We start from the raw sequence: 13971 nt of genomic DNA, 5'->3' as shown, positions 1-13971 counted from the left end.
CTCGCCGGTCGGCGCGGCGAGGACGGCCGGCGCCTGAACGTCGTGGTCCTCGAACGCGGCCGGGAGTACCTGCCCGGCGCCTTCCCCAGCCGCTTCGCCGACCTGCCCGGGCATGTGCGCCTCGCCCGGGCCGGCGCCTCGGCGCCGATGGGGCGTCGCGAAGGGCTCTTCGACCTGCGGCTGGGACCGGATGTCTGTGTCGCGCTGGCCAACGGCCTGGGCGGCGGTTCGCTGATCAACGCGGGCGTGATGGAGCGGCCCGATCCCGCGGTGTTCCGCGAGCCTGGCTGGCCGCAGGCCTTCCTCGACGAGGACATGACGCCCTGGTTCGAGCGCGCCGAGCGGCTGCTCGGCGTCCGCGACGCCCAGGGCGACAACACCATCGAGCGGCTGCGCGGGCAGCGGCCCGAGGTCCCGATCCGCCGGCTGGACGCGCTGCGGGCGCTGGATCCGGCGCGCACCCGGGCGGCGCGGCTGCAGGTCGCGATGGATGCGGGTCCGCGCGGCGCCGCCGAGTGGGCGCACCGGCCCTGCCTCGCCTGCGGTGATTGCGCGACCGGCTGCAACCACGAGGCCAAGCAGTCGCTGGACACCGGGCTGCTGCTGCAGGCCTGGCGACAAGGCGCAGAGTTGGTCTGCGGCGCCAGCGTCGAAGGACTCGAGGCGGTGCCCGGCGCCGGCTGGCGCGTGGCCGTGCAGCACACCGACGAGTTGCTGCGCGAGCGGCAGGGTGAGCCGTTCGAGGTGATCGCCCGCCGGGTCGTACTGGCCGCGGGGTCGCTGGGCTCGACCGAGATCCTGATGCGCGCACGCGATCGCGGGCTGCCGCTGTCGCGGATGCTGGGCCAGGCGTTCTCCGCCAACGGCGACGTGATCGCCGTCGGCCACGACTGGCCGCGCGCGGTACATGCGGTCGCCGACGAAGACCAGCCGCCCGCGTCGCGGCAGGTGGGCCCGACCATCACCGGCGTGCTGGACGCGGGGCCGGACCATGTCGTCGAGGACCTCGCGATCCCGGGCGCGCTGCGGCCGATCTTCGAGGAAGGCTTCGCGCTGGCCGCGACGCTGGATGCGCTCGCCCGGCCGAATGCCGGCCCGCATGAGGAACGCGAGGACTTCGACGATCCCTTCGCCGTGCGCCCCTCCACGACGGCGCGGCAACTGCCGCTCGCGATCGTCGGCCGCGACAGCGGCACCGGTCGCCTGGTGCGGCGCGAGGGTTTCGCGGAGTCGGGGGGAGTGCAGGTCGACTGGCCGGGCCTGCGCGACGAGCCGGCGATCGCGCGCCGTCACGAGGCCTTGCAGCGCCGTCTCGCCACGCAGGGCGCGCGGCTGCTGCGCAATCCGCTGTGGCAGCTGTTGCCGCCGGAGATGGCCTTCCTCTCGAACGATGCGCGCGGGCCGATGATCAGCGTGCATCCGCTGGGCGGCTGCGCGATGGGCGACCGTGGCACCGATGGCGTCGTCGATGCGATCGGCCAGGTCTTCGCCGGCGATGGCGAGGCGGTGCATGACGGACTCGTCGTGCTCGACGGCGCGATCGTGCCGGGCTCGCTGGCGATCAATCCGGCGCTGACGATCAGCGCACTCGCGCAGCGTGCGCTCGACCGGCTGGTCGTGGCCTGGGGGCTGGGCGGGCAGTCGCCAGTCGCGTGGCGGCGCGAGGGCGAGCGGCCGGTGTTCCGCGACCTGGCTGATGAGCGCATGCCGGAAAAGCCGCCCGCCTCCTCGCCGGCGCATCACGACAGCCCGTCGCAGGACACGCCACCGCAGCAGACGGTCATCGAGGTCCGCGAGCGCCTCGGCGGCTTCGTGCGCTGGCCCGGTGCCCCCGGCGCGCCAGTGAAGTACCTCGAGCTGTGCGTGGTCTATCGGCCGGCCGCGCTGACCGCGCTGCTGCGGCCGGGGCCGGAGCGCCGGCTGGTCGTCGCGCCGGGCAGCCGGCTGCGTGTCTTCGAAGCGCGCGAGAAGCGCTCGGGCGGCTTCGAGGTGGTCGGGCCGAAGGCCGGCGACGGCCGGCTCTGGCCGCACGAGGAGCGCAGCGACGACCACGCGCTGTTCAGCGTCCCGCTGGCCGAAGGCGAATTGACCCTGTTCCAGCGCGAGGCGTCGGGGCCGCTGCGTCGTCACGCGCGCGGGCTCTGGGCCTGGGCGATCAACCGCGGCGTCCGGGACAGCTGGCAGGGCCTGGTCGACTGGGCCGGACGCCGCAGCGCGCCGAAGGCGCCGGGAGCCGCTCGCGCGGGGCTGCGCGCGCGGGCGGTCAACGCCTGGCATCTCGCGGGTCACGCGGGCGAGGCCCGCCTGATGCGCTATCGGGTGCGCATCGATCCGGCGTCCGACCTGCCAGCCTGGGCCGGCGCGCTGCGCGGCCAGGACCTGCAGGGTTGCAAGCGCATCAGCTATACCCGGCGCGGCAATCCGTGGACGCAGCTGAGCCGCATGGCCCTGACGCCGATCGCGGGCCTGGCGCCGCCCCCGGGCGCGCGCGAGATCACGCTGACGGTCGACCTGCATCACCTCGCCCGGGAGCGCCTGCCGCTGCTGCGCGTGCGGCAGGCGCGGGACATCCCGTCGGCGGTGCGGGACGTCGGCGCGCTGATGGCCTACATCGCGCGGATGACGATCGGGCTGCATGCCTGGACCTTCCGCAAGCCCGACGAGGCGCCGCTGCGGCGCATCTCGCGCCTGCCGGGCGCGGTGCCGGGGCTGCCGGAGCCGGTGGTGATCGAGATGGCCGCCGGCCGCTGGGGCGACGCCGGCGCGCAGCGCCAGGACCTGGACCGCCCGCCGGGCGACGAGGACGAACGCCCGGTGCTGATCCGCCTCACGCGCTATGCCCGTCCCGGCGGCGTGCCGATGCTGATGATCCATGGCTACAGCGCCAGCGGCACGACCTTCGCCCACCACTCGGTGAGGCCAGGGCCGGCCAAGCTGCTGTGGGACGCGGGGCATGACGTGTGGGTGCTGGACATGCGCACCAGCGCCGGCCTGCCGACGGCGACGCTGCCGTGGACCTTCGAGGAGTCCGCCTTCAACGACATCCCGCTGGCCGTGGACCGCGTGCTGCGCGAGACCGGGCATCGGCGTCTGAACGTCTTCGCGCATTGCATGGGCTCGGTGATGCTGCACATGGCGCTGCTGGAGCCGCGCGAGCAGCCCTGGGAGCGCCACCACCCGCTGCGCGCGCTGCTGAAGGACCGGATCGCGAAGCTGGTGATCTCGCAGGTGACGCCGCTGATGGTGATGTCTCCGACCAACAGCCTGCGTGGCGTGCTGATGCAGTACCTGCGGCCCTACCTGCCGATGGACGGCTACACCTTCCGGCCCGACGGTCCGCCGACGCTGGTCGATCATCTGCTCGACCGGCTGCTGGCCAGCCTGCCGTATCCGGATGAGGAGTTCGACCTCGAGAACCCGCCGCCGTGGCCACCCTGGCGCATGCGCCGCACGCCGTGGACGGCGACGCGGCATCGCATGGACCTGCTCTACGGGCGGGACTTCGCGGCGGCGAACGTCGATCAGCCGGTGCTCGATTTCATCGACGACCACTTCGGACCGCTGAACATGGACACCGTCGCGCAGGCGATCCACTTCGCGCGCTGCCACGAGATCACCGACTGGCAAGGCGCGAGCGTCTACCTCGACAGTCTGGCCAAGAGCCTGGCGCTGCTGGAGGCCTTCCCGGTGCTGTCGCTGCACGGCGAGGACAACGGCCTGTGCAGCGCCGACAGCGCCGAGTTGCTCAAGGACTATTACGACCAGGCCGCGCCGGGTCGCTACCGCTATCGCGTGATCGCCGGCCATGGCCACCAGGACTGCCTGATCGGCCGCCATGTGGCGACGCAGGTGTTCCCGCATGTGCTGGCCTTCCTCGCCGAGGAGTCCCAGCCATGAACGGGGCGAGACGCCGTACCGCCGTCAGCGGGTTGCTGATCGGTGCCGAGGCGCCCGGACATCGGGTCGAGCGTGCGGCGCCGGTGCATGGCCGGGTGCCGCTGCTGACCGCCTTGCGGCCGGAGCGCGGTTGGCCGCACTGGCTGCTCTGGGTACCGATGCGCTGGCGCGGCGGCTGGGACTACGAGCGCCTGCCGCTGCCATGGCGGCTGGAGGCTTTCGTGCCGCCGGGCGTCGGGCGGCCCGGCGATCCCTGGCGCGGCGCGGTCGCCGTCGAGCACTTTCCCACCTCGCCGCGCCGAGGCGTACGCGGTGAGGCAGTGGCAGAGGTCGCCAGCGATCGCCCCGATGGGGGCGCGGACCTCGAACGTGCCGATGACGACACGGCGATCGACCTCGATCTGAGCGGCCTGCTGCTGCTGGCGCTCTACCTGGAGCCGCGCGCGTTGGCGATGGAGGGCGCGCATCGCGGCGTCATGCACGAGCTGCGCGAGGATGAATTGCAAGCGCAGGTCGAGGGAGCGCTTGAACAGTTGCTGGAACTGCCGCCGCACCGCTGGGCCCACGGCTTCGTGCCGTCGCCTGAAGCGACCGCCTCCGATGACGTCGACCTCTGCTTCGTACTCGCGGCCTGCCAGTACCCGCCGGGGCTGCTCGATGTGAGCCCGGGCTGGGAGCTCGACGCTGCCCAGGCGGGACCGGCACTTGCGGCGCTGGCGCGGCTGCATCGCTTCACGCGGTCGACGGCGCGGGGGCGAGCCTGCTCGCTGGTGCTGTTCGCCGGTGACCAGATCTACGCGGACGCGAGCGGCGGGCTGGCGGACTCGCGCAGCGGCGTCGAGCGTTACGGGCGGGGCTATGGGGAGTTCAAGGCCGGTCCGGTGCGGCTGCTGCCGCCGACCGTCGCCCGCCTCGTGCATGCGCCCGACGATCACGAGATCGTCGACAACTGGGAGCCGGCCCCCGGCGCCAGCCATGCGGGCAAGGGGCCGTGGTTCGATGTCGCGCGGCAGGCGGCCTGGGACCACCGCTGGGAAGCCGGCGCGCGCGTCGGCGGACCGGAACTGATGTGGCACGACTTCGACTGGCGCGGCGCTGCCTTCTTCATCGCCGACGCGCGCGGCGAGCGCGAGGCGCGGCGGGTCGCCAACTGGTCGACGGCGCGCCTGTGGTCGACCGCGCAGCGCGACGCCTTCGAGGACTGGCTCGGCCGCGCGCAGGGGCGGCTCCGGTTCATGGTGTCGGGATCGCTGCCGCTGCCGCGGCGCCGCACGACGGCGGAGCACGCGGCGAGCTGCCTGCGCTCCGATGCCTGGGACGGCTATCCGAACAGCCTGCATGAGCTGCTCGCCGCGGCCTGGCGGCAGCGCGCGAGCGGCCTGGTGTTCCTGTCCGGCGACGAGCATCGCTCCGGCTGGCTGAGCGCGCAGATCGAGGCGATCGACGGCGGCGACCCGGCGCCGGTGCGCATCCATTCGGTCCACAGCTCGGCGCTCTACGCGCCCTGGCCGTTCGCGGTCACCGCGGCGGAGGAACTGGCCGCGCCGGACGTCTTCGAGTTCGTCGAGTCGGGCGGGCGGCGTCTGCGCTGCGTGGTCGGCGCCTGGCAGGACCATCCCGGCGACGGCTTCGCGGTGCTGCGCGCGAGCCCGCGTGGCGTCGAGCTCTGGTTCGATCGGGCCGGCCCCGCGCGGGAGGCGCCCGATGGGTGGCTGTCATGGCCTGCATGCGACACTGCCGGATGACCGAAATCGAGCTGCGCTTCCAGATCCCCGCATCGCAATCGCCCGCGGTCCGCCGCTGGGTCGCCGGCAGCCTCCAGGCGCCGGCCACGGAAGAACGGCTGCAAGCCATCTACTTCGACACGCCGGCACGCGACCTCGCGCAGTCCGGCTTCGCGTTGCGATTGCGCCGTGAAGGCGAGGTCTGGGTGCAGACGCTCAAGGGCGCCGCGCCGGACGGCATGACCCGCCTCGAACACAACGTCGCGCTCGGTGACGCGACGCCTGCGCTCGATGTCGCGCGCCACGCCGACCATCCGGCCGGACGGGCGCTGCAGGCACTGATCGACACGCTGCCGGCCGGCGCGCTGCAGGCGCTGTTCCGCACCGACATCACCCGCCTCAGCCGGACGCTGCGCACGCGGCATGGCGTGGTCGAGCTGGCGCTCGACCAGGGAGCGCTGCTCGCTGGCGAGGGCGAGTCGCTGCGATCGACACCGGTCGCCGAGCTGGAGATCGAGCTCAAGAGCGGCCAGCCGCGCGCGGTGCTCGAGGTCGCGCGGGTGTGGGCGATCGAGCGCTTCGGGCTGTCGCTGGAGCTGCGCACCAAGGCGCTGCGGGGCGACTTGCTCGCGCGTCAGGCCGAGGTCGCGCCGGTGGCCCCATCCAAGCCGGTGCGGTGGACCGAGGGTCAGTCCCGCGAGGCGGCGCTGGGCGCCTTGCTGCGGGCCTGCCTGGAGCCGGTCGTGGGCAACGCCTCGCAGATCGCCAGTGGGCGCCATCAGCCGGAACACCTCCATCAGATGCGCGTGGGATTGCGCCGGCTGCGAGTCGGACTGCGGTTGCTCGCGGGCGATGACGAGCCGGCGATGCTGGCGCTGGCCGAAGGTGCCGGGCAACTGTCGCGCCGGCTCACCGTGGCGCGCGATGCCGACGCGCAGGCCGAGGCAGCGTGGCGGAAGGAGTTGCTGGCGGCCTGGCGTGCCGAGCGCCCGTCCGCGGCGCCGGCGCCGGCCGAAGCGCCACCTGCCGATGTGGCCGGCCTGCTGCTGACGCGAGAGGTCCAGGGCTGGATGCTCGCCGTCATCGGTTGGCTGGCGCGTCCGGTGCCCGATGCGGCGACCGGCGAGACCGCGGGCCTGGACGGTGTTCACGAGCGCATTGAGCAATGGCGCGCGACCGTGGACAAGCAGATCCGGCGTTTCGACCGGCTCGACGCCGAAGGCCGGCATCACCTGCGGCGCCGCTTGCGTCGCTTGCGGCTGGCCCTGGAACTGGGCGCCGCCGTGCCCGGTGGCGCGGCGGGTCGGCGGCTGTCGAAGAAGGAAGTCGAGGCGCGCGGCAAGCTGCTCGCGCGCGTCCACGAGGCCGCTCAGCGGCTCGGCGCGCTGAACGACCTCGAGGTCGGCCTGGCGCAGGCCCGCGAGCAACTGGCGATGGCGATGGCCAGCGGCGACGTGCCAGCCGCCGCGCAGGCCGGCTTCTCGCTGGGCTGGCTGCGACCTCGCCAGCGGCAGGCGCTGGAGCAGGCGCGCAAGGCGGTCCGGGCCGTCAAGCCGGCGAAGCCGGGCAAGCCCCCCAAGGGTCGCGGGAAGGGCTGAGCCCCGGCGCGGAGGCCGCCAGCGGGCGCGTGGTTTCCGTCAGGCGCCGCCACCCAGGGGCCGCGCGGCGCCCAGCATCTCGTGGACGTCGTGCGTCATCACCGCGAGGAACGCCGCCAGGCCGATGTAGTAAGCGGCGTACTCCCACTTCACCCGGGTCGGGACGGCGTAGTAGGTGAGGGCCTCCTCGCTGTCGGCGCGGTACTTCCAAGCCTTGACCAGTTGCGGACCGGCCATCAGCGCGATCAGCAGCAGCATCGGGCTGGGCCGGTACAGGAACAGCCCGACCAGCACCGGCACGCCGGCGAACCAGATCCGCGGCGACAGCACCGCGGTGATCCGGCCGCCGTCGAACGGCGAGAGGGGGATCAGGTTGAACAGGTTCAGGAAGAATCCGGCGTAGGAGACCGCCAGCAGCCAGTCCAGGTTCCAGCTCCGCGCCAGCAGGTAGCAGACGGTCGCGCCGACGGTGCCCAGCAGCGGCCCGCCGAGGCCGACATAGGCCTCGGTCTGCGCGTCGTGGGGCATGTGCTTGAGCTCGACCCAGGCGCCGAGGAAGGGGATGAAGGTCGGCAGGCCGACGTCCAGGCCCTTCTGGCGCGCGGCGATGAAGTGGCCCATCTCGTGCACGAACATCAGTGCGACGAAGCCCACCGCGTAGCGCCAGCCGTAGACCCAGGCGTAGAGCACCACCGACAGCAGCATGGTGCCGCCGCTGAGCAGCAGCTTGCTCAGCTTGGCGCCCGACAGCAGCAGCAACAGCAGCTTGGTCATCGCCTCAGGACTCCGCGGCTTCGGACTTCTTGCGGCCGAACAGCTTCAGGATCGCGCCGCCGAAGGCCACCACCGCCAGCAGGATGATCTTGGCGAACTTGAGGAAGAACGCGCCGACCACCGCCAGCAGGCCCAGCTTCTTCGCGCCGACGCCCAGCACCAGCGCGGCCAGCCCGTACTCGGCCACATGGTCGGTGCTGGCATTGAAGTCGGCGTAGCGCTTGCCCTCGTTGAACTCGAGCGCGCCCAGCAACTGCTTCGCATCGCCCTGGTACTTGGGCAGATCGTTCAGGCCGGTGACCAGGTTGAGCGACATGTAGCCCTCGCGGCCCAGCGCATAGGTGTTGTAGTTGACGCCCAGCGGCTCGTCGGCGGGCGCGCCGACCTCGCGCGACTTCATCGCCCACACCAGTCGGTGCGTGTCGGCGGCATAGGTCGGCTCCTGCGCCCAGCCGGTGATCTCCAGCGCGCGGCCGCCCATCTTCTTGCGCTCTTCGTTGCTGGCCTCGGTGCCTTCCTTGAAGCTCTTGAGCATGTCGGCGGCATCCCAGTGCTTGGCGTCGTCGTCCTTGATGTAGCCGGACTTCTCGAAGCGCAGCGTCGCGAACCAGTCGCCGTCGCCGCGCGGGAAGACCACCCCTTCCAGGTCGCTGTAGTCGCCGGGATTGCCCATCGCGTGCATCAGCTTGGCGGCATGCGGTTGCGGCACGTAGACCTTGCCCTCGGGCAGGTGCAGCACCGCCTGCGTGGACAGCTTGATGTCCTGCGGGCCCTTGACGATGTCGTTCTGTGCGGCGGCGATGACCTTGGCGAATTCGCTCTCGCCGGTTTGCGCCGAGACCGGCGCGGTGGAGAGGAACAGCGCGCCCAGCAGGGCGGCAGCGAAGGCCCGCAGCGCGCGGGTGGGGGTGGTGGCAAGCATGGGGACTCCCTCGAAACGGACGGATGCACCGGCCTCTGGCGGGCCGAAGGGAGCGAGTCTATCGATGCTCGACATCGGAAAAGTCGCACCTCCCCCTTCCGGGGGCGTCGTGTTGCGCCCGGAATGACAAATGACACACGGCCCGTCCGGGTGTTCCCCGAACGGGCCGTGTCGCGATCGGCGGACCGGGTGGTCCGCGATTCAGGCGGTGGGCGGGATCTCGCAGGCCCGACGAGCGCTGCGGAGCGCGCAGCGGGCCACGCCGCCGGTCAGGACGCGTTCTGCCACTGCTGCTTCAGCTGCTCCCACTTCAGGCGGGCCGCCTTCACATGGCGCTCCTTGACGTGACCGTAGCCGCGGATGTCCTCCGGGATGCGGGCCAGGTCGACGGCCAGGCCCAGGCGTTCGGCGCTCAGGCCCTTGGCCAGGATGGCGTCGATCGTCGCGCGGTAGTCGGCGATCAGCTGGCGCTCCATCTTGCGTTCCTCGGTGTGGCCGAACGGGTCGAAGGCGGTGCCGCGCAGGCCCTTCATCTTCGCCAGCAGGCCCATCGCCGGACGCACCCAGCCGCCGAAGGCGCGCTTTTGCAGATGGCCGTGGTCGTCCTTCTTGGCCAGCATCGGCGGGGCCAGGTGGTGCACGACCTTGAAGTCGCCTTCGAACTGGCCCTTGATCTTGTCCAGGAAGCCGGTGTCGGTGTGCAGGCGAGCGACCTCGTACTCGTCCTTGTAGGCCATCAACTTGAACAGATAGCGCGCGACCGCCTCGGTCAGGCGCGTGCCGCCCACCGGCTTCTCCGCCTGGCGGACCTTCTCGACGAAGGCGCGGTACTGCTCGGCGTAAGCGGCGTTCTGGTAGGCGGTCAGGAACTCCACGCGCTTGGCGATCAGCTCGTCCACGCCCTGGCGCTTGACGAAGTTGATCACCTGCTGCGCGGCGAACAGCGACTGCACGGCGGCCAGGTCATGGGCGCAGCGACGGCCCCATTCGAAAGCGGCCTTGTTGTTGTCGACCTGCACGCCGTTGAGCTCGATCGCCCGCATCAGCGCGGCATGGCTCAGCGGCACGCGGCCCTTTTGCCAGGCGAAGCCCAGCATCAGCGGGTTGGTGTAGAGCGAGTCGCCCAGCAGCTTCACCGCGACCTCTTCCGCGTCGAACATGCCCAGGTGCGAGGCGCCGACGGCCTTCTGCACCGCGGCTTCGCAGGCCGCGCCGGGGAAGGACCAGTTGGCGTCGTTGACCAGCGTGGCGGTGGGCGAGCCGTGCGTGTTCAGCGCGACGAAGCTGCGACCTTCGCGCATGACGGCCAGCGTCGTCTTGTTGGCCGCGACGATGGAATCGCAGGCGATGACCAGGTCCGCCTCCGCGGTGCCGACCTTGGTGCAATAGATCGCTTCCGGCGTGTTGGCGATCTGGATGTGGCTCCAGGTCGCGCCGCCCTTCTGGGCCAGGCCGGCGGCGTCCTGCGTGACCACGCCCTTGCCCTCGAGGTGGGCCGCCATTCCGAGCAGTTGCCCGATCGTGATCACGCCGGTGCCGCCGACGCCGGCCACCACGATGCCCCAGGCCTCGACCGGGTTGGGCACCAGCGGCTGCGGGATCACCGGCAGCGAGGCGTCGAAGGGGCTGACGCGCTTGTCCTTCTTGGGCTTCTTCAGCTCGCCGCCCTCGATGGTGACGAAGCTGGGGCAGAAGCCCTTCACGCAGCTGAAGTCCTTGTTGCAGGTGTTCTGGTTGATCTGGCGCTTGCGGCCGAACTCGGTCTCCAGCGGCTCGACCGACAGGCAGTTCGATTGCACCGAGCAATCGCCGCAGCCTTCGCAGACCAGCTCGTTGATGACGGTGCGCTTGGCCGGGTCGGCCAGCTTGCCGCGCTTGCGGCGGCGGCGCTTCTCGGTGGCGCAGGTCTGGTCGTAGATGATGACGGTGGTGCCGGGGATCTCGCGGAACTGGCGCTGGATGGCGTCCAGCTCGTCGCGGTGGTGGACGGTGACACCGGCGGCGAGCGGCTTGCCGTCGTACTTCTCCGGTTCGTCGGTGACGATGACCAGCTTGGCGACGCCTTCGCTGATCAGGCTGTTCATGATCTGCGTGACGCTGTGGCCTTCGGGGCGCTCGCCCACCTGCTGGCCGCCGGTCATCGCGACGGCGTCGTTGTAGAGCACCTTGTAGGTGATGTTCACGCCGGCCGCGATCGACTGGCGGATCGCCAGGATGCCGCTGTGGAAGTAGGTGCCGTCGCCGAGGTTGCTGAAGATGTGCTTCTCGTCGGTGAACGGCGCCTGGCCGACCCAGGGCACGCCTTCGCCGCCCATCTGGGTGAAGGTCGCGGTGTTGCGGCCCGGCATCCAGGTGACCATGTAGTGGCAGCCGATGCCGCCGACGGCGCGCGAGCCGTCCGGCACGCGGGTGCTGGTGTTGTGCGGGCAGCCGGAGCAGAACCACGGCGTGCGGTCGGCGCCGCCGGCGGTCTTCTCCTCGGACTTGAGCGACTGCTCCTTGGCGTCGATCAGCGCGACGCGCGTGTCCAGGCGCGCGGCGGTGTCGGCGTCCACGCCCAGCTTCTTCAGGCGCTTGGCGATCGCGCGGGCGATGATGGCCGGCGTCAGGTCGGCCTGGGGACGCAGCAGCCAGTTGCTGCTGGGGTTGGGCTGGCTCCACTCGCCGCCGCTGCGGTCGCCGTCGGTCTCATCGAACTTGCCCAGCACATTGGGGCGGACGTCGGGGCGCCAGTTGTACAGCTCTTCCTTGAGCTGGTACTCGATCATCTGGCGCTTCTCCTCGATGACGAGGATCTCCTGCAGCCCGGTGGCGAAGTCGCGGGTGATGGTCGCTTCCAGCGGCCAGACGACGTTGACCTTGTGCAGCCGGATGCCCAGGCGGCGGCAGGCGTCGTCGTCCAGGCCCAGGTCGTGCAGCGCCTGGCGGGTGTCGTTCCAGGCCTTGCCGGAGGCGATCAGGCCGATGCGGTCGTTCGGCGTGCTGATGACGTTGTGGTTGAGCTTGTTCGCGCGGACGTAGGCGAGCGCGGCGTACCACTTGAAGTCCATCATCCGGGCTTCCTGGTCCAGCGGCGGATCGGGCCAGCGGATGTGCAGGCCGCCCGGGGGCATCTGGAAGTCGGTGGGCAGGACGATGTCGACGCGGTCGGGATCGATCGAGACGCTGCTGGAGGACTCGACGATTTCCTGGATCGTCTTGAGCCCGGACCACAGGCCCGAGAAGCGGCTCATCGCGAAGGCGTGCAGGCCCATGTCGAGGATGTCCTGGACGCTCGACGGGAAGAACACCGGGAAGCCGACGGCCTTGAAGACGTGGTCGCTCTGGTGGGCGGCGGTGGAGCTCTTGGCGATGTGGTCGTCGCCGGCGATGGCGATCACGCCGCCATGCTTGCTGGTGCCGGCCATGTTGGCGTGCTTGAACACGTCGATGCAGCGGTCGACGCCGGGACCCTTGCCGTACCACATGCCGAAGACGCCATCGAACCTGGCCTTCTCCGGGAACAGCGCCATCTGCTGCGTGCCCCAGACGGCGGTGGCGCCGAGTTCCTCGTTGACCCCGGGCTGGAAGACGATGTTCTGCTTGGCCAGGTGCTTCTTGGCGGCCATCAGCGCCTGGTCGTAGCCGCCCAGCGGGGAGCCGCGGTAGCCGGAGATGAAGCCGGCGGTGTTCAGGCCGGCGATGGCGTCGCGGGTGCGTTGCAGCATCGGCAGGCGGACCAGCGCCTGGACGCCGCTCATGAAGGCGCGGCCCTCGTCGAGTGCGTACTTGTCGTCCAGCGTGACCTTTTCTAGCGCACGCAGGATGTGTTCGGGCAAGGGGGCGTTCATGCGGGGAGTCTCCTGATGGGTGGCTGACCTCCGGTCCCCGCTTGTGGCGGGGCCGTGTGCCGTGGCTGCCGTCGCGACGCCAGTATGGGCGCGCGCGGAAAACGCAGCGAACAGTGTAGGAAACAATGCCCGGCGAGTGTTTGCTCGTTCTGCGCCGCCGGCCGCTGTTTGAGCAAGAATCTTTCCCGAAACTGGCAGAGGAGTTCGTATGGCATCGAAAAACGGCGTCTCAGGGAAAACCATGAGGGTGCCGGCGGGTGCGGCGGGCGCCGACGAACCGGAGGATGCGGGCGGGCCGGCCGGAGCAGGCGGCGGCCCGGCGAGCGGCGAACTGGACCGGTATCACGTGGCGATCCTGGCCGAGTTGCAGCGCGAGGCGCGGCTGTCCAACGCGGAACTGGCGGCGCGGATCGGCCTGTCGCCGGCGCCGACCTGGCGCCGGGTGCGGTGGCTGGAGGAGCAGGGCTTCATCACCGGCTATCGCGCGGAGATCGACCGCCGGCGGCTGGGCCTGGGCGTGCTCGCCTTCGTGCGGGTGGATGCGGACCGCAACAACGGCGCGGCGACGAAGGAGCTCGAGGAAGCGATCCGGCAGCTGCCCGAGGTGATCGCCTGTCACTACATCAGCGGGGCGGGCACCTTCGAGCTGGAGGTGATGGCGACCGACCTGGATGCGTTCAGCCGGTTTTCTATCGACACGCTGCTGAACCTGCCGAATGTGAAGGACATCCACACGAGCTTCTCACTGGGCGAGGTGAAGGCGGGCGGAGCGCTGCCGTTGGGGCATCTGAAGCCGAAGGGGTGAGGGGAAGGCGGGGTAGGAACAGTTCAGAGGCTGTTTATTGCCTTTACAGCCTGGGATTGGTATTCTTTGATAACAACCTCTAGGCTGTTAATTCAACGAACAGCCTTTAGGCTGTAGATCCAGTCAACAGCTCACAGCCTGTATGCCGAACTTCCCTGTCAGGACACCCGATCAGTTGCCGGCCCTGCTGCAGGCCTTCCGCAAGGAAGCCGGCCTGACGCAAAGCGAGGTGGCGCTCCGTCTGGGCGTCACGCAGCAGACCTACTCGGCCCTGGAGCGCAATGCCAACACGGTCGGTGCCGCACGTTTGATCAAGCTGCTGAACATCCTCGGGGTCGAACTGACCCTGGCCAAGCCATCGCCACAGCCTGCCCCATCCCCTCGCGGTGGTCCGGGTGACGATCAGCCGGTGTGGTGACGC

At 70.7% G+C, this 13971-nt stretch carries 8 protein-coding genes; 5 read left to right on the top strand and 3 right to left on the bottom strand.

Translation table 11 applies throughout. From position 1 onward, the window contains the following. The 3 genes from CS062_RS20295 to CS062_RS20285 all read left to right on the top strand — a co-directional run. On the top strand, positions 1-3897 hold a 3897-nt coding region (locus CS062_RS20295), incomplete at its 5' end, for an alpha/beta fold hydrolase (RefSeq protein WP_143742426.1). After that, positions 3894-5642 carry an alkaline phosphatase D family protein gene (locus CS062_RS20290; RefSeq protein ID WP_099863375.1) on the top strand — a complete coding sequence of 583 codons (1749 nt, stop codon included), beginning with the start codon at positions 3894-3896 and terminating at the stop codon, positions 5640-5642. The genes CS062_RS20295 and CS062_RS20290, both read left to right, overlap by 4 nt. Then, positions 5639-7219, top strand: a complete 1581-nt coding sequence (locus CS062_RS20285; RefSeq protein WP_158238851.1) for a CYTH domain-containing protein — start codon at positions 5639-5641, stop codon at positions 7217-7219. Before CS062_RS20290 ends, CS062_RS20285 begins: the two co-directional genes overlap by 4 nt. Before the next feature lie 39 nt (positions 7220-7258). Here the strand turns inward: CS062_RS20285 and CS062_RS20280 are convergent, their stop codons facing one another. The 3 genes from CS062_RS20280 to CS062_RS20270 all read right to left on the bottom strand — a co-directional run bounded on the left by CS062_RS20280 (position 7259) and on the right by CS062_RS20270 (position 12745). After that, positions 7259-7993 (bottom strand): site-2 protease family protein, encoded by a 735-nt coding sequence (locus CS062_RS20280; protein ID WP_099863373.1) that lies wholly within the window; start codon positions 7991-7993, stop codon positions 7259-7261. Between the two features lie 4 nt (positions 7994-7997). Further along, positions 7998-8915: a DUF2167 domain-containing protein gene (locus tag CS062_RS20275; protein ID WP_099863372.1), complete on the bottom strand. Its 918-nt coding sequence runs from the start codon at positions 8913-8915 to the stop codon at positions 7998-8000. Positions 8916-9184: 269 nt separating this feature from the next. Beyond that, a complete protein-coding gene (locus tag CS062_RS20270; protein ID WP_099863371.1) occupies positions 9185-12745 on the bottom strand; it encodes an indolepyruvate ferredoxin oxidoreductase family protein in 3561 nt (1186 codons plus the stop codon). 241 nt (positions 12746-12986) lie between these two features. Here CS062_RS20270 and CS062_RS20265 point away from each other — a divergent pair, with 241 nt between their 5' ends. Together CS062_RS20265 and CS062_RS20260 are read left to right on the top strand one after the other, a co-directional pair. After that, a complete protein-coding gene (locus CS062_RS20265; protein ID WP_233218170.1) occupies positions 12987-13550 on the top strand; it encodes an Lrp/AsnC family transcriptional regulator in 564 nt (187 codons plus the stop codon). A gap of 142 nt (positions 13551-13692) precedes the next feature. After that, positions 13693-13968 carry a helix-turn-helix domain-containing protein gene (locus CS062_RS20260; protein ID WP_099863369.1) on the top strand — a complete coding sequence of 92 codons (276 nt, stop codon included), beginning with the start codon at positions 13693-13695 and terminating at the stop codon, positions 13966-13968. Positions 13969-13971: the final 3 nt, after the last annotated feature.

It is taken from the genome of Roseateles chitinivorans (assembly GCF_002761755.1).
Taxonomy (GTDB): domain Bacteria; phylum Pseudomonadota; class Gammaproteobacteria; order Burkholderiales; family Burkholderiaceae_C; genus Roseateles; species Roseateles chitinivorans.
The sequence above is the reverse complement of the archived record's forward strand: the minus strand, read 5'-3'. Positions and strand labels throughout refer to the sequence as shown.